Source organism: Streptomyces sp. SYP-A7185, assembly GCF_046103685.1.
In the GTDB taxonomy this organism is placed as follows: Bacteria; Actinomycetota; Actinomycetes; order Streptomycetales; family Streptomycetaceae; genus Streptomyces.
Map to the genome: position 1 here is coordinate 7625538 of NZ_CP122310.1, position 23702 is coordinate 7649239.

Sequence of the window (23702 nt, forward strand, 5' to 3'; positions counted from 1 at the left end):
CGACCAGGAGCAGTTACAGAAAGTGAACCACGCGTCACTGACAACGCGCCGGTGGCGTCCGCCCGCACGTCCAAGAGCCCAGGAGAGACACCCGTGAGCGACTTCCACGACACTCCCGCCGACGAGGCCCTCAGACAGCGTCTCGGCATCGGCCGCCGCCGCTTCCTCAGCACGTGCACCGCCGTCGGCGCGGGCGCGATCGCCGCGCCCGTGTTCGGCGCGGCACCCTCCTTCGCCCAGGCGCAGCCCAAGGGCGGCCACGGGCACGGCCGCGGTCACGAGCTGGTGCCGGCGAAGAAGCGCGGCATCATCCTCTACACGGTGCGTGACGCGACGGGCCGCGACCCGCTCGCCTCCACCCTGCCCTCCGGTTTCCGCGAGGTGTTCAAGGAACTGGCCCGCTACGGCTACAAGCAGGTCGAGTTCGCGGGCTACGGCCAGCACGCCAACGCCCCCGGCGGCGCGAGCCTGGAGTCCGTGGAGGGCGCCAAGCTGCTGCGCTCGTGGCTCGACGAGTACGGTCTGCGCGCCCAGGGCAACCACGGCTTCATACCGGGGTCCTGGCCGCTCTCGCAGCCCGACCTCGACACGTTCAAGAAGCACCTGGAGATCGCCAACATCCTGGGCATGGACCACATGGGCACCGGTGGTGACCCCACCAACAGCTCGTACAAGGCCGACTGGGACGTCGCCGCCGACAAGTGGAACGCCCTGGGCGCGATCGCGCGCAAGGCCGGCATCAAGCTCTACACCCACAACCACGACGCGGCGTACGGCTTCCTGCTCGACGGGGGCCCGCTCGACGCGCAGGGCCGCCCGACCCGCAGCTCCGGCATCCGCAAGCTGGAGTACTTCCTCAAGGAGACCGACCCGCGGTCGGTCTGGCTGGAGATGGACATCTACTGGGCGCACGTCGCGCAGTACAAGTTCCACACCTACACCGCGCACGACGGCTCGCAGCGCAAGAAGGTCTTCGACCCGGCCGGGCTCGTCGGCCGCAACAACAAGCGCTACCCGCTGTTCCACGCCAAGGACGGCACGCGCAACGACACCAGCGGCGAGGGCTACGACATGGTGGCCTTCGGTGAGGGTGTCATCGACTACCGCACCTTCTTCAGCCGCGTCGGCGAGAAGAACTACCACAACCCCATGGTCGAGCAGGACAACGCGCCCAGCGGCACCGACCCCGCCCAGTCCCTGAAGCTCGCGAAGGTCGGCTACGACAACCTGGCGGCCCTCCGCAAGAAGCGCTGACGCACCCGCACACCCCGCCGCACGCACACCCCGCCGCACGCACACACGGCCGGCCGCACACACAGCTCTCGCCGCGCGGATTCCGCGCGGCGAGAGCTGAGGTGCGTCCGGGGGTGCGTGTCGGTCAGGCCATCTCCTCACCGAGGGGTTGCGGATTGGGTGTGATGCCTTTGTCCTTGGGCCGTCCTGGCTGCGAGAGGAAGAGCGCGATGAACCCGGCGAACAGCGAGATGGAGCCGGCCAGCGTGAAGGCCCCGGTGTGGCCCCAGTTGCTCACCACGACGGCGCCCATTCCGGAGCCGAGGAGCCCGGAGACCAGCTTGGAGCTGTAGACCAGGCCGTAATTGGAGGCGTTGTTGTTCTCGCCGAAGTAATCCGCGGTCATCGCCGCGAACATCGGGAAGATGGCGCCGCCGCCGAATCCGGAGATGCTGGAGAAGACCAGGAACAGCGGCAGGTTCTTGATGTCCGCCGCCCACAGGATGCCGTACTGCGAAAGGCCGAGGACGATGCAGACGAAGATCAGGCAGCGTTTGCGTCCGTAGAGGTCGGAGAGCCAGCCGATGACGCCTCGGCCGGTGCCGTTGACGATGGCCTTCAAGGACATCGCCGTGGCGACTATTCCGCCCGCGAATCCGGCTTCCTTTCCGATGTCCACCTGGAAGGCGATGCCGAAGATGTTCACGCCCGACGTGCACAGCAGGCAGAACCACATCAGCGCGACCCGGCCGGTCTGCCACGCCTCCTTGGGCGTGTACTGCCGCACGGCGGGCGGGTTCATCGCCAGCGCGCGCCGGGCCCGCGGGTCGTCCGGCGGACGCAGCGGGTCCACGTCGGCCGGCCACCAGTTCTTCGGCGGGTCCTGGAAGAAGTAACCCGCCACGGCGACCGTCGCCGCGAGGAAGAGCCCGACGGACACCAGCACCCAACGGAAGTTCGTCAGGTCCATGTATCCGGTGAAGAGGAAGACGAACGGCACGGAGCCGTAGGCGAATCCGCCGTTCACGAATCCGGTCTTTCCGCCCTTCCGTTCGGGATACCACTTGCCGACCATGTTCACGCAGGTCGCGTACACCATGCCGGCGCCCATGCCGCTGAACATGCCGAAGCCGATGTAGGCGACGACGACATGGGGTGCGAAGGCCAGGGACAGATATCCCAGCAGGGTGCCGACAGCGCCGCACATCATCGCCCAGCGCGCCGGGAGCCGGCCGCTCTCACGGAGTTTTCCCGCCGGGAAGGCCACCGCCGCCTGGAAGAAGACCCAGACCCCCAGCATCCAGAAGATGTGCGTGTCGCCCCAGGAATGCGCGGTGTGCAGGGTGTCCTCGGCCGACGCGAACGCGTACTCGGCCGAACTGATGCCCATCATGCCGACCCACGGCAGGATGACCATCCACTTGCGCTTGCGGCCCATGAGGTCGACGTCGGTCTCGCCGACCCGGTACATGCGGCCGTTGGAGTCCGTCACCTCCCTGTACGGGACGGCTGTGTGAATGTCGGTTGTCGTCATGTCGCTCTAGCACCCCTTGCGTCGAAAAGATCCTGGCCAGCGCCCCCTGTCCAATTCCTTTCGTGTGCGCACGGGTCCCGGGGCCGGCCGGCGCGCACCGCAGGCCGGCCCCCGCACCGGTCACCTCATCGCTCGCCCCCCAGCAGACCGGCCGCACGGGCCCACCGGTACTTGGCGCCGAGCGCGGCCACCGGCTTCTCGGTCGTGTACGGGTAGGCCACGACACCCCGCTCGAAGAGGTACTGGCAGGCCTCCTCCACCTCGACGTCACCCGCGAGGGAGGCCACCACGGGCTTCTCGATGCCGCGCTCGCGGAACTCGGCGACCACCCGGGCCGTCAGTTCGGCGAAGACCATCGGCGGGGTGACGATGGTGTGCCAGTAGCCGAGGACCAGCGCGTGGATGCGCGGATCCTGAAGGCCGAGCCGGATCGTCGCCTCGTACGTCGACGGGGGCTCGCCCCCGGTGATGTCGACGGGGTTGCCCGCGGCCCCGAAGGGCGGGATGAACGCCCGGAACGACGCGTCCAGGTCGTCGGGGATCTCCATCAGCCGCAGCCCGTTGTCGGTCACCGCGTCGGAGAGCAGCACGCCCGATCCGCCGGCGCCCGTGATGATCACGATGTTGTCGCCCTGCGGGGTGGGCAGCACCGGCAACGCGCGCGCGTACTCCAGCATCTCGTTGAGGCCGGGGGCCCTGATGACCCCCGCCTGCCGGAGGATGTCGTCGTACACGGCGTCATCGCCCGCCAGGGCTCCCGTGTGCGATCCGGCGGCCTTGGCCCCGGCGGCCGTACGACCGGCCTTCAGGACCACGACGGGCTTCTTCGGAACGGTCGCCTTCGCCGCCTCCACAAAGGCGCGGCCGTCCTTGAGGTCCTCCAGGTGCATGGCGATGCACCGGGTGTTGGGGTCCTCGCCGAACCACGTGAGGAGGTCGTCCTCGTCCAGGTCGGATTTGTTGCCGAGTCCGACGATCGCCGAGACGCCGGTCTTCGTGGTGCGCGCGAAGCCCAGGATGGCCATCCCGATGCCGCCGGACTGGCTCGTCAGGGCCACCCCGCCCTTGACGTCGTACGGCGTGCAGAACGTGGCACACAGGTCCTGCCACGTCGAGTAATAGCCGTAGATGTTCGGTCCGAGCAGCCGCACCCCGTGCCGCTCGCCGATCTCCACGATCTCGTCCTGGAGGGCGTGCTCACCGGTCTCGGCGAACCCGGAGGGGATCAGGACGGCGTTGGGGATGCCCTTGCGGCCCACCTCCTCCAAGGCCGACGCCACGAACTTGGCGGGGATCGCGAAGACCGCCACATCCACCTCACCGGGAACGTCCGTGACACTCTTGTACGCCTTGCGGCCCAAGATGTCATCGGCCTTGGGGTTCACCGGTTGGATCTCGCCGGAGAAACCGCCGTCGATGAGGTTGCGCATCACCGAATTGCCGATCTTGCCCTGCTCGTTGGACGCGCCGATCACCGCGACCGAGCGGGGCTCCATCAGCCGCCGCATCGAGGCGAGCATCTCCTCGCGCGTGTACGTGCGGCGCTGCTTGGTGACCCCCTCGGAGAGGATGACGCGGATGTCCGCGGCGATCGCGCCGTCCGGCGTGGCGATGACCGGGTTGAGGTCGACCTCGGCGATCTCCGGGAAGTCCGTGACCAGCTGGGACACCCGGCGTATCTGCTCGGCGAGGGCCCACCGGTCCACCGCGGGCGCGCCCCGGACGCCCCGCAGGATCTCGGCGGCGCGGATCGAGTCGAGCATCGAGGCGGCCTCGTCGGCGTCGACCGGCGCGAGGCGGAACGTGACGTCCTTGAGGACCTCGACGAGCACGCCGCCGAGCCCGAAGGCGACGACCTTCCCGAACGTCGGGTCGGTCACCGCCCCGACGATCACCTCCTGGCCGGACGGCAGCAGCTCCTGCACCTGCACGCCCTCGATACGGGCCGTCGGCGCGTACTCCCGCGCGTTCTCGACGATCTCGCAGAAGGCGGCCCGTACGCCGGCGGCGCCCTCCACCCCGACGACGACGCCGCCCGCGTCGGTCTTGTGCAGGATGTCGGGGGAGACGATCTTCATGACGACGGGGCCCTCGAAGCGGGCCGCGTGCGCGACCGCCTCGTCCACGTCCGTCGCCAGCTCCTCGCCGGGCACGGCGATTCCGTAGGCGTCCGCGAGGATCTTGCCTTCCGGTGCCGTCAGCGACGTACGGCCCTCGGCGCGCAACGGCGTCGAGGAGGGCCCGCACCGTCGGTGCGCGGTCTTCGGCCATCACTCAGATCACTCCGTTCGACTTGAGCAGGCGCAGTTCCTCGTCGCCGAGGCCGAGCTCACCGACGAAGACCTCCGCGTTGTGCTCGCCGAGGAGCGGTGAACTGACCACGTCCACGGGGGAGTCCGACAGCTTCAGGGGGGAGCCGACCGTGGTGAAGGAGCCGCGCCGGGGATGCGCGACCTCGACGACCATCTCGTTCGCGGCCAGCGAGGCGTCCTCGATGATCTCCTTGGTGGAGAGGATCGGGCCGCAGGGGATGTTGTGGGCGTTGAGCCGCTCAAGGACCTCCCACTTGGGGAGCGTGGCGGACCACTCCTCGATCAGCTGGAACATCTTGCCGAGCTTGGGCAGGCGCGCCTCGGGCGAGGCCCACTCGGGGTCGTCGGCGAGTTCGGGGCGCCCGATGAGCTCGGTCAGGGGCTGCCAGCCCACGGGCTGCACGATGACGTACACGTAGTCGTTCGGTCCGCCGGGCGCGCACTTGACCGCCCAGCCGGGCTGGCCGCCGCCGCTCGCGTTGCCCGAGCGCGGCACCTCGTCCCCGAAGTCGTCGTTCGGGTACTCGGCGAGCGGTCCGTGCGCCAGGCGCTGCTGGTCGCGCAGCTTGACCCGGCACAGGTTGAGCACCGCGTGCTGCATGGCCACGTTGACGCGCTGGCCGCGGCCGGTGTTCTCCCGCTGGAAGAGGGCGGCGAGGATGCCGGCGACGGCGTGGATGCCGGTCCCGGAGTCGCCGATCTGGGCGCCGGTGGCGAGCGGCGGCCCGTCCTCGAAGCCGGTGGTCGACATGGAGCCGCCCATGGCCTGCGCGACCACCTCGTAGGCCTTGAAGTTGGTGTAGGGGCCCTCTCCGAAGCCCTTGATCGAGGCGTAGACGATCCGCGGGTTGATCTCCTGGATGCGGTCCCAGGTGAAACCCATGCGGTCCACGGCGCCCGGGCCGAAGTTCTCGACCATCACGTCGGAGCGCCGGATCAGCTCGGTGAGGAGCTCCTTGCCGCGCTCGGTCTTGGTGTTGAGGGTGATGCTCCGCTTGTTGCAGTTGAGCATCGTGAAGTAGAGGGAGTCGACGTCCGGGAGATCACGCAGCTGCTTGCGCGTGATGTCCCCGGAGGGCGCCTCCAGCTTCACCACGTCCGCGCCGAGCCAGGCCAGGAGCTGGGTGGCGGAGGGCCCGGACTGGACGTGCGTCATGTCGAGGACGCGTACGCCCTCAAGAGCCTTGGTCGTCATCGCGCGGGCTCCTCACTTGTACATGGTCTGGTTCATGGTTCCGGGGGCGTACGCGTCCGGGTCGACCCACACGTTGATGAGCGAGGGCTTGCCCGACTCGCGGGCCCGTTGCAGCGCGGGGCCGATGTCGGCGGGGTCGCGGACCTCTTCGCCGTAACCGCCCAGCATCTGGGCGAACTTGTCGTAGTGGACGTCGCCGAGGGTGTTGCCGACGCGTTCGCGCTCCTCGCCGTACTTGGCCTTCTGGCCGTAACGGATCTGGTTCATCGAGGAGTTGTTGCCGACGATCCCGACGAAGGGCAGGTCGTAGCGGACGAGGGTCTCGAAGTCCCAGCCGGTGAGCGAGAAGGCGCCGTCCCCGAAGAGGGCCACCACCTCCTTGTCGGGCCGTGCCTGCTTGGCGGCGAGCACGAAGGGGATGCCGACGCCGAGCGTGCCGAGGGGGCCCGGGTCCATCCAGTGGCCGGGCGATTTGGGCTGCACGACCTGCCCGGAGAAGGTGACGATGTCGCCGCCGTCGCCGATGTAGATCGAGTCTTCGGTGAGGAAGTCGTTGATCTCGCTGACCAGGCGGTAGGGGTGGATCGGTGAGGCGTCGGACCTCAGGTGCGGCAGCCGCTTCTCGATCGCGGTCTGCTCGGCGGCGCGCAGCTCGTCGAGCCACTCCTTGCGCTGGGAGGCGCCGCCGTTGAGCCGGCCGGACGCCGCCTCGGTGACCGACTTCAGGATCAGCCCGGCGTCACCGACGATGCCCAGGTCGATGTCCCTGTTCTTGCCGACGGTGCGGTAGTCGAGGTCGATCTGGACGACGGTGGCGTCCGGGGACAGGCGCTTGCCGTAGCCCATGCGGAAGTCGAAGGGCGTGCCCACGATGACGATGAGGTCGGCGTTGGAGAAGGCGTACCGCCGCGAGAGCTGGAAGTGGTGCGGGTCGCCGGGCGGCAGGGTGCCGCGTCCCGCGCCGTTCATGTAGGCGGGCACGTTCAGGGTGCGGACGAGTTCGACGGCGGATGCGGTGCCGCGCGTCGTCCACACCTGGCTGCCGAGCAGGATCGCCGGCTTCTCGGCGTGCACGAGCAGGTCGGCGAGCTTCTCGACGGCCTCGGGGTCGCCGGCCGAGCGGGTGGAGGCGCGGTACTGCCCGGCCTGCGGCACCCGGGCCTTGTCCACCGGCACCTTGGCGTCGAGCACGTCGCGCGGGATCTCCAGGAAGGAGGGGCCCGGAGCGCCGTGGTAGCACTCGCGGAACGCCATCGACACCATGTCGGCCGCCCGCGCCGTGTCGGGCACCGTCGCGGCGAACTTGGTGATCGGCGTCATCATGTCGACGTGCGGGAGGTCCTGGAGCGACCCCATCTTGTGCTGCGTGTGCGCTCCCTGGCCGCCGATGAGCAGCATGGGGGACTCCGCGCGGAAGGCGTTGGCGACGCCCGTGACGGCGTCCGTGGTTCCCGGTCCCGCCGTCACCACGGCGCAGCCCGGCTTTCCGGTGAGGCGCGCGTAGCCGTCCGCCGCGTGGGCGGCGACCTGCTCGTGGCGTACGTCGAGGACGTCGATCCCCTCGTCGACGCAGCCGTCGTAGATGTCGATGATGTGGCCGCCGCACAAGGTGTAGATGACCTCCACACCCTCTGCTTTGAGTGCTTTGGCGACCAGATGCCCACCGGAGATGTGGGTCTGGGTGGTGTCGCTGCTGCCGTCGGGCATGGCGAAGTCCTGTCCCTTCGTAGGGGAGTTGGAGCGCTCACACGCTGCTCGGAGGTGCTCTCGCGGTAGATTGCATACAGTCGACGAATACTGTATGAAGCTTGTTATCCCGCATCCGGTCAGTGGTGTCCAGGGGGCGTGCGGCACTTTTCGGAGGCGGGGGGTTCGCTCCCCGGAACGACAAGGCGTCAGGAGCCGGAATGGACCTGTTCGAGCACCAGGCAAGGGAACTCTTCGAGGAACACGGCATCGCGGTGCCGCGGGCGGAGGTCGCCGGCACGGCGAAGGAAGCACGCGCGGGCGCCGAACGCCTGGGCGGCCGCGTCGTCGTCAAGGCCCAGGTGAAGACCGGCGGACGCGGCAAGGCGGGCGGCGTGAAGGTCGCGGCGGACCCCGCTGCCGCCGAGATCACCGCCCGCCAGATCCTCGGCATGGACATCAAGGGCCACACCGTGCACACGGTGATGGTCGCCCGACCCGTGGAGATCGAGAGCGAGTTCTACGTCTCGTACGTACTGGACCGCGCGGTGGGACGCTTCCTCGCCATCGCCTCCGCCGAGGGCGGCATGGACATCGAGGAGGTGGCGGCGAGCCGCCCGGAAGCCGTCGCGCGCGTGGGGATCGACCCGGCGCGCGGAGTGGACGAGGCCAAGGCGGCCGAGATCGCCGCCGCCGCGGGACTGCCCGAAGCCACCGCCGGCGTCCTGGTCAAGCTCTGGCAGGTGCTGATCCGCGAGGACGCGCTCCTCGTCGAGGTCAACCCCCTCGTCCGCACCGCCCAGGGAGAGATCCTCGCCCTCGACGGCAAGGTCACCCTGGACGACAACGCCCGCTTCCGCCAGGCTCGTTGGGGGCCGACGACACCGCCCACGACGACCCCCTGGAGGCGGCGGCCGCGGCCAAGGGCCTCAACTACGTCAAGCTCGACGGCGAGGTCGGCATCATCGGCAACGGCGCCGGCCTCGTCATGTCCACCCTCGACGTGGTCGCGGGCTGCGGCGCGCGCCCCGCGAACTTCCTCGACATCGGAGGCGGCGCCTCCGCCCAAGTCATGGCCGACGGACTCGCCGTCATCCTCTCCGACCCCGCCGTCAAGTCCGTCTTCGTCAACGTCTTCGGCGGCATCACCGCGTGCGACGCCGTGGCCGACGGCATCGTCCGGGCCCTGGAATCCGTCCAGTTGACCAAGCCGCTGGTCGTCCGCCTCGACGGCAACAACGCCGTACGCGGCCGCGCCATCCTCGACGAGCGCGCCCACCCGCTGGTCCGGCAGGCCACCACCATGGACGGCGCCGCACGCCGCGCCGCCGAACTCGCCGCCCCCACCCACGCAGCCTGAGGAGTCCGGACATGGCGATCTACCTCACCAAGGAGAGCAAGGTCCTCGTCCAGGGCATGACCGGGGCCGAGGGCATGAAGCACACCCGCCGCATGCTCGCGGCGGGCACGGACGTCGTCGGCGGCGTCAACCCCCGCAAGGCGGGCCGCACCGTCGACTTCGACGACCGCGCCGTCCCCGTCTTCGGCTCCGTCCGCGCGGGGATCGAGGCCACGGGCGCCGACGTCACCGTGGTCTTCGTGCCGCCCGCCTTCGCCAAGGCCGCCGTCACCGAGGCCGCCGACGCCGGGATCGGCCTCGCCGTCGTCATCACCGAGGGCATCCCCGTACACGACGCCGTGGCCTTCCACGCGTACGCCCAGGAGCGCGGCACGCGCGTCATCGGCCCCAACTGCCCGGGGCTCATCACCCCCGGCCAGGCCAACGCGGGCATCATCCCCGCCGACATCACCAAACCCGGCCGCGTGGGCCTGGTGTCGAAGTCCGGCACCCTCACCTACCAACTCATGTACGAGCTGCGCGACATCGGCTTCTCCACCTGCGTCGGCATCGGCGGCGACCCCGTCGTCGGCACCACCCACATCGACTGCCTGGCCGCCTTCGAGGACGACCCCGACACCGAACTCGTCGTCCTCATCGGGGAGATCGGCGGCGACGCCGAAGAACGCGCGGCGGCCTACATCCAGCGGTCCGTCACCAAACCCGTCGTCGCCTACATCGCCGGATTCACCGCACCCGAGGGCAAGACCATGGGGCACGCGGGAGCCATCGTCTCCGGCTCGTCCGGCACCGCGCGCGCGAAACAGGAGGCACTGGAGGCCGCCGGGGTCCAGGTCGGCGCCACCCCGACGGAAACGGCCCGCCTCGTCCTCGGCAGGCTCGGGTTCTCAAGCCACGAAGGGCGTGACGTCACTCATAGGTGACGGGCGCCGACTGCACTAGCGTCCCCCAGCACATACGCGCGGACCGCGAACCGAGCGGCCCGGCGCGTGCCATGCACCTCCCGCCCCGACTCGTGCACCGTGAGCGGAGAACACCGAATGGCACCCACCCTCACCTCACCCCTCGTCCTCAAAGCCGGTACGGCCTGGACCGACGCCTGGCGGCGCTGCCTGGCCGTCGCACCCGAGGCCTTCCGCGACGACCGCGTCCTCAACCTCTGGAACGGGACCTGGCAGGCGGACGGCCGGACCTTGCCCGCCACGTCCCCCGTCGACGGCGGCCCCATCGCGGGCCCGCCGCGCCTCGACGCCACCACCGCCCACCGGGCCGCACGCGCCTCGCTCGACCAGCACCGGTCCTGGCGCCACGTCCCGCTCGACGAACGGCGCGCCCGCGTCGCCGCCACCCTCGACGCCCTCACCGAACACCGCGAACTGCTCGCCCTGCTCCTCGTCTGGGAGATCGGCAAACCCTGGCGGCTCGCCCAGGCCGACGTCGACCGGGCCATCGACGGCGTGCGCTGGTACGTCGACGGCATCGAGCCGATGGTCGAGGGCCGGAGCCCGCTGGACGGCCCGGTGTCCAACATCGCGAGCTGGAACTACCCGATGAGCGTGCTCGTCCACGCGATGCTGGTCCAGGCACTCGCCGGCAACGCGGTCATCGCCAAGACCCCGACCGACGGCGGCGTCGCCTGTCTGACCCTGGCCTGCGCGCTGGCGGCCCGCGAAGGCATCCCCGTCACCCTCGTGAGCGGCAGCGGGGGAGAGCTGTCCGAGGCGCTGGTGCGCGCACCGGAGATCGGCTGCGTCTCCTTCGTCGGCGGACGCGACACCGGAGCGGCCGTCGCCACCGCCGTCGCGGACCTCGGCAAGCGGCACATCCTCGAACAGGAAGGACTGAACACCTGGGGCATCTGGAACTACGGCGACTGGGACGCGCTCGGCGCCGTCATCCCCAAACTCTTCGACTACGGCAAGCAGCGCTGCACGGCCTACCCCCGCTTCGTCGTCCAGCGGGGCCTCTTCGACGCGTTCCTCGCCGCCTACCTCCCGGCCGTCCGCACCCTCCGCGTCGGCCACCCACTGGCGGTCGAGCGCCCCGAAGACCCCTTCCCGCAGCTGGATTTCGGACCGCTGATCAACGCGGCCAAGGCCAAGGAGCTGCGCGACCAGGTGACGGAGGCGATCGACCGGGGGGCCGTGCCGCTCTACCGCGGGGCGCCGGCGGCCGACCGCTTCCTGCCGGGCCAGGACACCGACGCGTACGTCCACCCCGTCACGCTCCTCAACCCGCCGCCGTCCTCCCCGCTGCACCACGCGGAGCCGTTCGGCCCGGTCGACACCATCGTCCTGGTCGACACGGAGGCGGAGCTGCTGGCCGCCATGAACGCGTCGAACGGAGCCCTGGTCGCCACCCTGTCCACCGACGACCCCGCCACGTACGAACGCCTCGCGCCGCAGATCCGCGCGTTCAAGACGGGTCACGGGAAGCCGCGCTCGCGCGGTGACCGGGACGAGCTGTTCGGCGGCTTCGGCGCCTCCTGGCGCGGCGCCTTCGTCGGCGGCGAGCTGCTGGTGCGGGCGGTCACGCAGGGCCCGGCGACGGAGCGGCCACCGGGGAACTTCCCCGGCTACCACCTCATGGCTTGAGCTTCGGCATTCACCGCTACGTACTCGACCAGTCACCCCTGGTGAGGCTGCGGGGGTGGTGGTGCGCGCTGCCGGGCGCCTGCCCGGCAGCGCGCGGATACGCAGGTGAAAGGCACTCCGAAACCTTGGTATTGTTGTCCATGTCGCCGCGGGCAACGCCCCGCGAACGGCAGACACCTGGTCCGGGTGGCGGAATGGCAGACGCGCTAGCTTGAGGTGCTAGTGCCCTTTATCGGGCGTGGGGGTTCAAGTCCCCCCTCGGACACCAGCAAGATCCCCACGGTTCCTCGCGAACCGTGGGGATCTTTCGTTTCCGGGGGCCGGGGGCCGGGCTACGACCGGGGCCGGGGCCGGGGCTGCCTCCGTGGTCGGGGTCCGCCGCCCCTAGGTCGAGCTGGGGTGGCCGGGGCGGGTTGTGGCCAGGATGCCGCCCAGGAGGGTTGCCAGCGTGCCGAGCGGTTCCGCGGCGTGCGCCGCCCGTCTGGCCGCCGGACCACCGTCGCGCAACTCGGCGTTCACCTGCTGGAAGACCTGCTCGTCCAGGAAGTAGGCCCAGCGGCGGATCCCGAGGCCGCGCGTGAGCTTCACCAGCGTCTCGATCGTCAGGTTCGTGCCCTCGGCCGACTCCGCGGCGGCCAGGGTGCGTTTTGAGACACTTGTCAGCCGGGCCAACTCCACCAAGGTGAACGGGCCTTCTGGGTGATGTCGTCGTATATGACGCAACCGCCTGGCGATCTCGGGCATCACCGACCCGTGCTCGTCGGCGTCGCAGGGCGGGAAACCTTGAGCCCCGCCGTTTCCGCTGCTGGCCATTTCTACACCTCCGGATGCAATCTATTGCAACTTCTAAGATCCACTCTTGAAGTAGTCGTTGACCGGTGCCGCGCGTCGACTTAAGCTCTCCCGGCAGCTATGGGAAACGGGGGGCATACATGAAACATTCGAAATCCAGACGGGTCGAAAAAGAAATTCGATCCTCGGATGCATCGGCCGGAATTATTCTGCTCGGCGTCTCAAGGGAACGCATATGCTGGTGAATCTGCTCGGTGATATGGAGGTGGTGGAGGACGGAGTATCGGTTGCGCTGGCGGGCGAGAAACTGCGGGCCATCATGGCTGTCCTCGCGTTATCGCCCGGCACTTCCGTTTCTTTCAGTGATCTCATAGACGAACTATGGGGCGAGCGGCCTCCCAGAAATGCCGCCAACTCCCTCCAGAGCCACATCGCCCGGCTGCGCCGCATTCTCGCGGAGGGCACGGGAAAACCGGACATGCGCGATATCATCGAGACCAGTCCCTCCGGTTACATCCTCCGCATACGACCCGTCGACGTGGACGCCACCCGATTCGAGACACTCGTCGCATCGGTGGAACGGATCATCGACATCTCCCCCCAGCAGGTCGCCGAGCGGCTCACCGAGGCGCTCGCGCTCTGGCGGGGGCCCGCACTTCTCGACGCCGGCCCCGGCATGATGTGCCGCACCGCCTACGCCGGTCTTGAAGAGACCCGGCTGATCGCCCGCGAGCGGCTGATCGACGCACGGCTCGCCCTGGGTGAATACCAGGCCATGGTCCCGGAGATCGAACAGCTCTATATGCAGTACCCCTTGCGCGAGAGGTTCTGTGAACAGCTCATGACCGCGCTGTACCACTCGGGGCGCCAGGCGGAAGCACTCGACGCATATCAGCGCACCCGTCACCGGCTGACCCACGACCTGGGTCTGGAACCGAGCGAGAGGCTGCAACGGTGGTTTCAGAAGATACTCAGCCGCGCTCCGATGGTCCGGTGAACCGGCCCGTTCCCTAGATGGACTTGGTCACCCTGAGTATCTGCCAGATGGCACCCGGTCTCACCCGGCCCTCGAAGGCGAGATACTCCGGGAGCACCAGATGCGGCCCCCACTTCTCCTTGTAGGCGAGCTGGCTCCTGGACGGATAGACGGACTCACCGTGCTCGGCCAGGAACTTCATGAACTTCGCCGTGACCGGGCTGTGGCTCTCCCGCTCGTGCTCGGGCCGCAGCGTGGTGAACGGAGTGAAGCCGAAGTGCAGCCACTGCGCGCCCTCCTCCCGGAAGACCCCCATGGCCGTGGAGTTGAGGGCCTCCATGACGCCGGGAGGGGGGTCGGCGATCCGGCGGCTGAGATCGTGCAGCCACCCGGGGGTGGAGCCGTAGGAGGGCGAGTAGGAGATGTAGGCGATGGGCGCCCCCTCCAGGAGGCCGACGAAGAGCCTGCGGTGTTTCTGCGCGGGGCCGCCGAGCTGGCCCACCAGGAATTCGATCTCCTTCACGTGCCGGCCCTTCGATCGCAGCCAGTTGCCGTCGACCTCGGCCAACTGGTCGCGGTAGCCGTCGAAATCCACCTCACGCACCTCAAGGCCGCTGCGTCCGGCGCGCGAGATCTTGTTCCGGAGCTTGACGAACTTCGATCCGCGCAGCGAGAAATCGGCGAGATTAACCGAGTATGAAGCGCCTACTTGGTTGATCACAAAACCTTCGGATTCGTACAGTCCGGTGTCCGCCGCCTGGAGTTGCATCGCGACGACGCGCCGGCGCTTGTGTGCCGCGAACTCACGGAACGCGCGCAGGAGTTCCGCACGCTGTTCCTCGGGGGCGAACACCCCTCCGAACTGGATCAGATAGCGGCCGGCCCCGCGGTAGACGATGACCCCTTCCGTGCCGGGAACGGAAAAGGTTTCATTTCCGTCGTTGAGGGCCAGGAATGCGCTCGGATTGTCCGCGTACTTCTCGATCGCCGACTTGACCGGTGAACTTTCCAGATCGTTCGGAAGGCTCGGGGTCGACGTCTGTTCCTTTGACCGCTTCATGGAGGATCCATCCTTCACGTCGCCTCGCCGCAGCATCTGGGGGGAAGCGTATCCAAACGTGCGGCAACGCGTCTGACAGCACGGTTTCAGCGGGCTGTCAGTGCATTATCAGTGCCCGCTGCCAGGGTCTGGGCAACGTCGAAATGCCCACCGAGAACGCGAACACGACAGCAGGGAGTGAGAGTGGGGATCACGCAGTTGTCCCACGCGAATCCGGCTCCATCGAATGCGGTGAAAAGCGCCGTGCCTTTCCGGTCCTATTCCTCCTATGTGGGCGGGCAGGACCGCGAGAGCGACGCCTGGGTGTATGTCGTGAACTCCGGGGTGCTGCTTGACGACGCTTTCGCGAGCCTGTCGCTCAAGCGGAGGCTGGAGCAGGGACGCGTCGCGCCGGAGGACCTCCCGCCCAGCATCGCCGGCCGTGTCGCGAAGGCGGACAAGCCGACCGTCGAGGCGGCGCTGGAGGCCGCCGCGGCCGCCGCCCCGGTCTGGGGGGCCTACCCCCTGGAGACCCGCCTCGAGAAGGTCGGCGAGCTCCTCTACCGCAGGCTGACCGAACGGGCCGAGGAGATCACACGGATCCTGGTCGCCGAAGGCCACCCGGTGGTCCTGGCCCGCTGGCAGGTCTCGGGCATGCTGGAGTGCTTCGGCCCGGAGTCGCTCGGCTTCTACCGCGCGCAGATGCACCAGGAGTTCCGGCACGGCGAGCGCCGCATCCAGGTCCGCCGCCAACCGGACGGCGTGGTGTGCCTGAACCCGCCGCAGAACGCGCCCCTGTCCAGCGCCCTGCTCGGGGTCACGTCCATCATGGCCGGCAACGCCCTGGTCGTCCGCGCCCCGCGCAGCGCGCCCCTCGGCGTGATGTACGTCCTGCACGAAGTGGTGCGGCCGGTGCTCGAAGAGGTCGGGGCGCCGCCCGGCACGCTCAACGTGGTGTGCGGGGACCCCGTACCGCTGCTCTCGGCGTGGGTGGACAGCCCGCACGTGGACGACATCATGTACTTCGGCAGCAGCGAGAACGGCGTCCGCTTCCAGGAGCGCTGCGTCGCCGCGGGCAAGAAGCCGATCCTGGAACTCGCGGGCAACGACGTGGTGGTGGTCTGGAAGGACGCCGACCCGGAGCTGGTCGCGGAAGCCCTGACGGAGAGCTTCTACGGCTCGGGCCAGCTCTGCATGATCCCCAACCAGGTGGTGGTGCACCCGGACATCGCCGACGCCCTGATCGCCTCCCTCGTCCGCCAGGTCGGCCACATCAGGCCGGGGCGGCCGGAAGAGGAAGACGTCCTGCTCACCCCGGTGCTGCGCAACGAGAAGTTCTTCAGCTGCCTGCGCGACGCGCTGGACAAGGGCGCCGAACTGGCCTGCGGCGGCCACGCGATGCAGGCCGACGAGAGCCGCGACACCGCCGGCATCTTCCTGGAACCGACGGTCGTGGTCGTGCGCGGCCTGGAGGGCGCGCGCGACATCGACGCCGTACGCCACGAGACGTTCTTCCCGCTGCTGCCGCTCATCGTCGCGGAACCGGAGCCGGACGAGGTGCTCCTGGAGCGCTTCGTCGACTACGTGAACACCAACGAGTACGGCCTGCGCAACTCGGTGTGGGCGGCCTCGTCGACGGTCGTCGACACCTTCCTGAGCCAGGTCCGCACCGGCGGGCTGCTGAAGATCAACGACTCCCACATCGGCTTCCTGCCCTATCTGCCCACCCACGGCGGCACCGGCCTGACCGGCGGCGTCTTCGGCGAGGCCAACTATCCGATCCTGCGGACGAGCCATTTGCAGGGAGTCAGCATCAGCTCCGGATCCCGGCCCCGCGAGGCCGTCTTCGGGGCGTGGAAGGCCTTGTTCCCCACGAAGAGGAGTCGCGAGTTCTGATGCGTTCACTCGACGCGGCACGAAGGACGTGCGAGAACTTCCTGCCCGGGCTCCTGGGCAGACTCGGCGACGTCCCGCTGGAGGAGCTCGAACGGCCGGGCAGCCCCTCCGTCGACCTCTTCCGCTCGGCCGGGGGCCCCGGCCTGGTGATCCCCAAGACCTACGCGGGGGCGGGCGCCGATCCGCTCCAGGCCCTGGAGGTGACGCGCGCCATCGCGGCGGCCGCCCCTTCGCTGGCCGTCGCCACGACCATGCACCACTTCTCCGTGGCCACCCTCTTCACGCTCGCCGACAGCTTGCAGAGCAGCGGCGTGGAGTGGGCGCTCCTGGAGGGCATCAGCTCCCAGAACCTCCTGGTGGCCTCCGGGTTCGCCGAAGGGCAGCCGGGGCGCGGCATCCTCGCCCCCACGATGACCGCACGGGCCGTCGAGGGCGGCTACGCGATCAACGGGTCGAAGAAGCCGTGCAGTCTGTCCCGGTCCATGGACCTGCTCACCGCGAGCGTGGCGCTGCCCCGCCCGGACGGCGGCAGCGACATGGCGGTGCTGCTCGTGCCGAGCGGGGGCGAGGGCATGAGCGTGCGGCCGTTCTGGTCCAGCTGGGCGCTGGCCGGCGCGGAGAGCGACGAGATCCGGCTCACCGACGTGTTCGTCGACGAACAGCAGCTCATGCGGACCGAGCTGGGTGACGCGGGCGAGCTCGACGAGCTCCAGACCGTCGGCTTCATCTGGTTCGAACTGCTCATCTCCGCCTCGTACGCGGGCATCGCGAGCTCCCTGGTCGAGCGGGTGGTGGCCCGCGGGCGCGGCAGCGAATCCGACCGGGCCCAGCTGGTCGCCCGCCTGGAGTCCGCCGTGCTCCTGCTGGAGGGCGCGGCCCGCATGATCATGGACGGCGAGACGGGCAACACCGCGCTCGGCAAGGCCCTGGTGGCGAGGTTCGGCTGCCAGGACGCGCTCGGCGACGCGGTCCGCCGGGCCGTGGAGGCGCTCGGCGGGATGGCCTTCATCGGCTCGTCCGACGTCGCCTACCTCGCCGCGGCCTCGCACGGCCTGGCCTTCCACCCCCCTTCCCGCAGCAGCTTCGCCGGCCCCTTCATGGAGCACGTCGGCGGCCGGCCGCTGAGGCTGGCGTGAGGACACCGATGAGCGTGACATCAGCACCGTCCGCGCCGCCCGCGGGGAGCGCCGGAGCGGCGTACGACCGGGTGACGCTGGGGAAGCTCTACCGGACCCGGCTCAACAAGGGCCGGGCCGTCCTGGGCGAGATGTTCGGCGGCCACGTCGAGTGGGAGTCCAAGGGCGCCTGGGTGACCACCACCGAGGGCAAGCGCATCCTCAACTGCGGCGGGTACGGCGTCCTGCTGCTCGGCGCGCGCCACCCCACTGTCGTACGACTGGTCGAGGAGCAGCTGCACCGCAACCCGGTCGCCACCCGGGTGCTCCTGGAACCGCAGGCGGCCCTGGCGGCGGACGCCCTGGTGGACGTCGTCCCGCCCGGCCTCGAACGCGTCCACTTCGCGGGCTCGGGGGCGGAAGCCGTCGAGACCGTCATCAAGATGGCGCGGACCCAGGGCAAGGACCAGCTGGTGGCGATGGACGCCGGCTACCACGGCAAGACCATGGGGGCGCTGAGCCTCACCGGCAAGGAGATGTTCCAGGCCCCCTTCCGGCCGCTGCTGCCCGGCGTCCACCACGTGCCGTACGGCGACGCGGAGGCACTGGACCGGCTGCTCGCCACCGTTCCCGGGCGGGGATGCGTGGTCGTCGAGCCCGTCCAGGGGGAGGCGGGCGTCATCCTGCCGCCCGACGGCTATCTGCGGGCCGTGCGCGACGCGTGCCGCCGGCACGGCGCGTTCTTCGTGCTGGACGAGGTGCAGACCGGGCTCGGCCGCCTCGGCACGTGGTTCGGGGCGGACCGGGAGGGCGTCACGCCCGACGCGCTGCTCGTCGGCAAGGGGCTCAGCGGCGGCGTGATCCCGGTCTCCGCGGTGGTGGCCACGCCGAGCGCGTTCGCCGTCTTCGACCGCGACCCCTATCTGCACACGTCCACGTTCTCCGGCGTGCCGCTCGCCATGGCGGCGGCCCGCGGCGCGATCACGGCCATCAAGGAGGAAGGGCTCGTCGAACGCTCCCGCGACCTGGGCGCCGAACTGCTCACGGCCCTGGGCGACACGGTCAGGGAGCACTTCGGGGACGCGGTCCACGAGGTGCGGGGGCGCGGCCTGCTGCTCGGGTTCGAGTTCGCCGAGCCCGGTATCGCCGGGGACCTGCTGATCGAGCTGGTCTCGCGGGGCGTCATCGCCAATCACTCGCTCAACTCGCATCTGACGCTGCGGCTGACGCCGCCCGCGATCCTCGACAGGTCGGAAGTGGCCTTCCTGTGCGAGGCGTTCGACGGCGCCTGCCGGGCGCAGGCATCCCGTTACGTGCCGAATTCCAAAGGTGGCCCTGATCATGCGTAGCGTTCACGTGGCTCTCGCCGTGCCGGACACCGACCCCGGCGCGGTCTTCGACCGGGTGCGGCACTTCGCCGCCTACCCCGAACTCGTCCCCGTCGTGCGGTCCGTGACCGTGCACGAGGTCAGTGCCGCGGAGGAGACCAGCGACTGGGAGGTGTACTTCCGCAACGGCATCCTGAGCTGGACCGAGGAGGACCGCCTCGACCGGGCGCGGCTGACGATCGACTTCTCCCAGCTCGACGGCGACTTCGAGTCGTTCACCGGCTCCTGGCGGGTGACCCGGGAGGGCGCGGGGTGCCGCGTCGACTTCGACGCCGAGTTCGACTTCGGCATCCCGAGCCTCGCCGGCATCCTGGACCCGGTCGCCGTGCGGGTCTTCAAGGAGACCATCGCCCGCATCGTCAGCGCCCTCTTCGCCGGCGCCGCCGTGATGGACGACGAGGCGGTCGCAGCGGCCCTTGCGGGGTCGAGCTGATGGACACCAAGAACCTCTTCATGACCGGCACCACCGCGTGGCTGGTCCGCGCGGAGTACGGCCTCGGTCTCGTCGTCTCCGTGGTGCTGTTCTTCGTGCACCTGGGGGACGTGCGCTGGCTGCCGGCCCTCGTGCTCTTCGTCTACATCGACCTGATCGGCTACCTGCCCGGCGCCTACCGCTACCACCGCGCCCACGCCAGGGACAAAGCCGCGGGGCGCAGCGGCGGCACGCGGATCCCGAAGATCTACTACGTCCTCTACAACGTTATGCACAGCCTGGTGACCCAAGGCCTCGTCGCACTGGTGTGGATCACGGTGTGGGGCTTCGAATGGGCGCTGCTGGCCCTGCCCATCCATCTCTTCGGCGACCGCGCCCTGTTCGGGAACTTCCTCAAGCCCTTCGCCCTGACCTTCGAGCCGGAGGCGCACCCCGCCTACCGGCGCTTCAGGAGCGAGTTCGGCGAGGCCCCGGCAGCGGGCGGCGGCCTCCGCGTGCCGCACGAGCGGCCGGTGGGGACGGGGTCGCGATGAGCGGCGCGACCGCCGAGCAGACGCTCACGGCCTGGCCCCCACCAGCGCCCGCCGGACCGGCTCCGGCTCCGGCGGGCGGCCTCGCGGCGCACCTGGCCACCGGTGTCGTGGTGCTGACCTGCGGCAGTGAGGCGGACGTCCAGGGGGTCACCGTCAGCACGCTGGCCCTGGCGTCGGTCGAGCCGCCCGTCGTCTCCGTCGCGCTGCGGCGCGGGAGCCGGGGCCTGCGGTCGCTGCTGGGCGCCTCCACCTTCGTCGTCAACGTCCTGGGATCCGGGCAGGAGGAGCTGGCCCGGCACTTCGCCCACCGGGGCCGGCCGACCGGCATCGACCAGCTGGACCCCGGAACCTGGGCCGGCCGCACCCAGGACGGCGTGCCCGTGCTGCGCGACGCCTTCGGCTGGCTGCTGTGCAGCGTGCAGCGCACCGTTCCGGTGGGCGATCACGAACTGCTGCTCGCCGGGGTCGACCGGTCCGTGCGCGGCGGCGGGGATCCGCTGCTCAACTTCGCCGGCGGGCTGCACCGGTCGCCTGCCACCACGACTTCGGAAAGGGACTGACCATGGCTCTCGCGAACATCCCGGCAGAGGCCGACTGGGCGCAAGCCCCGTCGCTGGTGGACGGGGCTTGCGAGCTCGAACTGACCGCCCGCTCCTGCGACCTGCGGTACTGGCTGGGCGCCGTCCCGCAGGGCACCTTGCGCGGCAACGTCCTGGGGCACGCAGACGACGTACGCCCCCATCCCGTGATGACCCGGCCGGGCCCGCTCAACAGCGCGCTCACCCAGGAGCTTGCGTTCCGCTCCATCGCGGAGGAGAAGGCCACGCGCGCCATCGCCCACATGGTGGCGCTGGCCCCCGACAACGACAGCCTGGAGTTCTACTCCACCCAGCTGCTCGACGAGGCACGGCACGCCATGGTGTTCCGGAGCCATCTGCTGGAGCTGGGCATCGCCGAGGACGACCTGTGGGCGACCGTCGAACGCCTCGCGGGCAGCGACCGGGACGCGGTCCTTGTGCCCCTGGAGGAGTTCGGGCTGCGCTCCCTGCGCGACCGGGGCGACTTCATCGGCGGCGTCCTGATCCTGACGGTCCTGGTCGAGGGCGTCCTGGCGCCGGCCGCCGAGCTGAGCGAACGCAAGTGGCGCGTCTTCGACCCGGCCGCGGCCGACATCGAGCGCGGCGCGGGCATCGACGAGATCCGGCATCTGGCGGTCGGCAGCTCGCTCATCCGCGATCACCTGCTCCGCCGCCCCGAGGACAAGCCGCGCCTCCTGGAACTCCTGAAGGAGGGCTACGAGCTGTGGGGGCGGCTGCCCGTCGACGACGTGGTGCTCGGCCGGGAGAAGCTCTTCCAGCAGGGCATCGAACAGCACGGGGAGCTGCTCGGCGACCACGAGGTGTGGCCCGGACGCCGGCTCGTCGACACCACGATCGAGGAGCGCATGGCCACCGGCCAGGAGTGGGCGCAGCGCATGCAGCGCTCCCGCCTCGCCTCGATGGGCCTGGAGGAGGCGCTGTGACCCACGTCGACAAGGGGCCCGACGCCCCGGTGACGGGCGCCGCGAGCGCCGCGACCGCCGACCTGGAGGAAGTCACCCGCCTGGTGAGGTCCGCCGGACTGATGGACCAGCAGCCCGCCTACTACGTCTACAAGATCCTGTTCAATCTGCTGCTGCTGTCCGGGGCCTGGGCCCTGTTCGCCCTGCTGGGCGACAGCTGGTGGCAGCTGGCGACGGCGGTCCTGCTCGCCTTCTGCTTCGCCCAGACGGACCTGCTGGGCCACGACGCGGGCCACCGGCAGATCTTCCGTACCCGCAAGGCCAGCGACGTCATCGGATATATCCACGGCAACCTGCTGACCGGCGTCAGCTTCGGCTGGTGGGTGGGGCACCACACCAAGCACCACAACTACCCCAACCACCTGTCCCTCGACCCGGACATCACACGCCGTCAGGTCATCTTCGCGAGCAAGGACCGCAGCAAGCGCACCAGCACCGCCGGGCGGTTCATCGTGCGCCACCAGGCCTGGATGTTCTACGTACTGATCATGATGGAAGGGCTGCGCCTGCACCTGTCCGGTTACGTGGCGGCCAGGAAGGGCGCGCTCAAGCGGCACAAGGCCGCCGACCTGAGCATGCTCACCTTCCACCTGGTGGCCTACCTCGCCGCCGTGTTCTACGTGCTGCCGCCGGGCAAGGCCGTCGCGTTCATCCTGGTCCACCAGGCGCTGTTCGGCTTCTACATGGGGCTGCTGTTCGCGCCCAACCACAAGGGCCTGCCCGTGCGGGACGGCGAGAAGGAGGAGCTGGACTGGATCACCCGCCAGGTGGTCACGTCGCGCAACCTGCTGCCCAGCCGCATCACGCAGTTCTTCTACGGCGGCCTCAACTACCAGATCGAGCACCACCTGTTCCCGTCCATGCCCCGCCGCAACCTGCACCGCGCCCAGCCCATGATCAAGGAATACCTCGTGAGCCACGGACTGCCGTACGTCGAGGTGCGGGTGGTGCGGTCCTATCTGGAAGTCGCGGACTACCTGGGCGACGTCAGCCAGGAGGTACGCGACCTGGAGCAGGAGGACGCCGTCCTCGCGCAGGCCCGGCGGTGAGCCCCACGGCAGTGGTCCGGGGCATCGGCGCCTGGGTGCCGCCCCGGGTCGTGACCAACGAGGAGCTGGCCGCGGAGCTGGACACCTCCGACGAGTGGATCCGCAGCAGGACCGGCATCGCCCGGCGGCACATCGCCGACCCGGGCACCGCCACCTCGGACCTCGCGGTGGAGGCCGGCCGCAGGGCGCTGAAGTCCGCTTCGCTGGACGCGGCGGACTGCGTCATCGTCGCCACCACCACGCCGGACCGGATCTGCCCGGCCACCGCCCCCCTGGTCGCCTCCCGGCTCGGCCTGGGCACGGCCGCCGCGTTCGACGTGGGAGCGGTGTGCACCGGCTTCCTGTACGCGCTGGCCGCCGGGGCCGGGCTCGTCACCGCGGGCACGGCCCACAGCGTCCTCGTGCTGGGCGCCGACACCTTCTCCAGCATCCTCGACCCCGCGGACCGCTCCACCCGGGCCGTCTTCGGGGACGGGGCGGGCGGGGTCGTGCTGACCGCGGGCGACGCCGGGGAACCGGGCGCCCTCGGCCACTTCGACCTGGCGAGCGACGGCACGGGCAGCGGGCTGATCACCGTACCCTCGGGCGGCTCCCGCGACCCGATCCGGGCCGGCTCGGTGGAGCGGGCCGACCCGTACTTCCGGATGGAGGGAAAGGCCGTCTTCCGCAACGCGGTGGAGCGGATGGCCGCTTCCGCCCGCCGGGTCGCCGAGGAGCGGGGCTGGAGCGTGGCCGACGTCGACCTGCTCGTGGCCCACCAGGCCAACCTGCGCATCATGCACGCCGTCGCCGACCAGATGCGGCTGCCCCGGGAGCGCTGCGCGGTCAACGTCGACCGGGTCGGCAACACCGCGGCGGCGTCGATCCCGCTCGCGCTCGCCGACGCGGCGGATGACGGCACGCTCCGCCCCGGCCACCGGGTGGTCCTGACCGCCTTCGGCGGCGGACTCACCTGGGGCTCGTGCGCCCTGCGCTGGCCCGACCTGACGCCCGGCTGAGACCCGCC

General features: G+C 70.0%; 18 protein-coding genes, 1 tRNA gene and 2 pseudogenes. 15 read left to right on the forward strand and 6 right to left on the reverse strand.

Features of this window, described 5'->3' with window-relative positions; translation table 11 throughout:
- Nucleotides 1-93: 93 nt before the first annotated feature.
- On the forward strand, nt 94-1254 hold the full coding sequence (locus QBL25_RS33405) for a sugar phosphate isomerase/epimerase family protein (protein WP_409060673.1): 1161 nt from the start codon (nt 94-96) through the stop codon (nt 1252-1254).
- Nucleotides 1255-1378: 124 nt separating this feature from the next.
- Here the strand turns inward: QBL25_RS33405 and QBL25_RS33410 are convergent, their stop codons facing one another.
- From QBL25_RS33410 to QBL25_RS33425, 4 genes and pseudogenes are all read right to left on the reverse strand, one after another.
- Entirely contained in the window at nt 1379-2767 is a 1389-nt protein-coding gene (locus QBL25_RS33410; protein ID WP_409060674.1) for an OFA family MFS transporter, read from the reverse strand.
- A gap of 125 nt (nt 2768-2892) precedes the next feature.
- Nucleotides 2893-5038, reverse strand: a pseudogene (locus QBL25_RS33415) (acetate--CoA ligase family protein).
- A 3-nt stretch (nt 5039-5041) separates the two neighbouring features.
- A complete protein-coding gene (frc, locus tag QBL25_RS33420) occupies nt 5042-6274 on the reverse strand; it encodes a formyl-CoA transferase (RefSeq protein WP_409060675.1) in 1233 nt (410 codons plus the stop codon).
- A 12-nt stretch (nt 6275-6286) separates the two neighbouring features.
- On the reverse strand, nt 6287-7981 hold the full coding sequence (locus QBL25_RS33425) for a thiamine pyrophosphate-binding protein (RefSeq protein WP_409060676.1): 1695 nt from the start codon (nt 7979-7981) through the stop codon (nt 6287-6289).
- A 200-nt stretch (nt 7982-8181) separates the two neighbouring features.
- On the opposite strand from QBL25_RS33425, the pseudogene sucC reads away from it, so the two are divergent.
- From sucC to QBL25_RS33445, 4 genes and pseudogenes are all read left to right on the forward strand, one after another.
- Nucleotides 8182-9320 (forward strand): annotated as a pseudogene (gene sucC / locus QBL25_RS33430) (ADP-forming succinate--CoA ligase subunit beta).
- Between the two features lie 11 nt (nt 9321-9331).
- A complete protein-coding gene (gene sucD, locus QBL25_RS33435) occupies nt 9332-10243 on the forward strand; it encodes a succinate--CoA ligase subunit alpha (RefSeq protein WP_409060677.1) in 912 nt (303 codons plus the stop codon).
- A 117-nt stretch (nt 10244-10360) separates the two neighbouring features.
- Nucleotides 10361-11914 (forward strand): aldehyde dehydrogenase family protein, encoded by a 1554-nt coding sequence (locus QBL25_RS33440; protein WP_409060678.1) that lies wholly within the window; start codon nt 10361-10363, stop codon nt 11912-11914.
- A 180-nt stretch (nt 11915-12094) separates the two neighbouring features.
- Nucleotides 12095-12182, forward strand: a tRNA-Leu gene (locus tag QBL25_RS33445).
- A 116-nt stretch (nt 12183-12298) separates the two neighbouring features.
- Here the strand turns inward: QBL25_RS33445 and QBL25_RS33450 are convergent.
- Nucleotides 12299-12727 carry a helix-turn-helix domain-containing protein gene (locus tag QBL25_RS33450; RefSeq protein WP_409060679.1) on the reverse strand — a complete coding sequence of 143 codons (429 nt, stop codon included), beginning with the start codon at nt 12725-12727 and terminating at the stop codon, nt 12299-12301.
- A gap of 214 nt (nt 12728-12941) precedes the next feature.
- Here QBL25_RS33450 and QBL25_RS33455 point away from each other — a divergent pair, with 214 nt between their 5' ends.
- Complete coding sequence (locus QBL25_RS33455; RefSeq protein ID WP_409060680.1) at nt 12942-13703, forward strand: BTAD domain-containing putative transcriptional regulator; 762 nt, start codon at nt 12942-12944, stop codon at nt 13701-13703.
- 13 nt (nt 13704-13716) lie between these two features.
- Here the strand turns inward: QBL25_RS33455 and QBL25_RS33460 are convergent, their stop codons facing one another.
- Entirely contained in the window at nt 13717-14742 is a 1026-nt protein-coding gene (locus QBL25_RS33460; protein ID WP_409060681.1) for a bifunctional lysylphosphatidylglycerol flippase/synthetase MprF, read from the reverse strand.
- A gap of 270 nt (nt 14743-15012) precedes the next feature.
- On the opposite strand from QBL25_RS33460, the gene QBL25_RS33465 reads away from it, so the two are divergent.
- The 9 genes from QBL25_RS33465 to QBL25_RS33505 are packed head-to-tail and all read left to right on the forward strand — an operon-like array spanning nt 15013 to nt 23694.
- A complete protein-coding gene (locus QBL25_RS33465) occupies nt 15013-16617 on the forward strand; it encodes an aldehyde dehydrogenase family protein (RefSeq protein WP_409060682.1) in 1605 nt (534 codons plus the stop codon).
- The gene (locus tag QBL25_RS33470; RefSeq protein WP_409060683.1) at nt 16617-17753 is read left to right on the forward strand and encodes an acyl-CoA dehydrogenase family protein; all 1137 of its coding nucleotides are present in this window, start codon (nt 16617-16619) and stop codon (nt 17751-17753) included. The genes QBL25_RS33465 and QBL25_RS33470 overlap by 1 nt, the downstream gene beginning before the upstream one ends.
- A gap of 8 nt (nt 17754-17761) precedes the next feature.
- On the forward strand, nt 17762-19081 hold the full coding sequence (locus tag QBL25_RS33475) for an aspartate aminotransferase family protein (RefSeq protein ID WP_409060684.1): 1320 nt from the start codon (nt 17762-17764) through the stop codon (nt 19079-19081).
- Nucleotides 19074-19553, forward strand: coding sequence for a type II toxin-antitoxin system RatA family toxin (locus QBL25_RS33480; RefSeq protein WP_409060685.1), 480 nt, complete (start codon nt 19074-19076; stop codon nt 19551-19553). The genes QBL25_RS33475 and QBL25_RS33480 overlap by 8 nt, the downstream gene beginning before the upstream one ends.
- Complete coding sequence (locus QBL25_RS33485) at nt 19553-20086, forward strand: hypothetical protein (protein WP_409060686.1); 534 nt, start codon at nt 19553-19555, stop codon at nt 20084-20086. The genes QBL25_RS33480 and QBL25_RS33485 overlap by 1 nt, the downstream gene beginning before the upstream one ends.
- Nucleotides 20083-20646, forward strand: a complete 564-nt coding sequence (locus tag QBL25_RS33490) for a flavin reductase family protein (RefSeq protein ID WP_409060687.1) — start codon at nt 20083-20085, stop codon at nt 20644-20646. Before QBL25_RS33485 ends, QBL25_RS33490 begins: the two co-directional genes overlap by 4 nt.
- A gap of 2 nt (nt 20647-20648) precedes the next feature.
- Nucleotides 20649-21608, forward strand: a complete 960-nt coding sequence (locus QBL25_RS33495) for a VlmB-like protein (RefSeq protein ID WP_409060688.1) — start codon at nt 20649-20651, stop codon at nt 21606-21608.
- On the forward strand, nt 21605-22696 hold the full coding sequence (locus QBL25_RS33500) for a fatty acid desaturase family protein (protein WP_409060689.1): 1092 nt from the start codon (nt 21605-21607) through the stop codon (nt 22694-22696). Before QBL25_RS33495 ends, QBL25_RS33500 begins: the two co-directional genes overlap by 4 nt.
- Nucleotides 22693-23694, forward strand: coding sequence for a beta-ketoacyl-ACP synthase III (locus QBL25_RS33505; RefSeq protein ID WP_409060690.1), 1002 nt, complete (start codon nt 22693-22695; stop codon nt 23692-23694). Before QBL25_RS33500 ends, QBL25_RS33505 begins: the two co-directional genes overlap by 4 nt.
- Nucleotides 23695-23702: the final 8 nt, after the last annotated feature.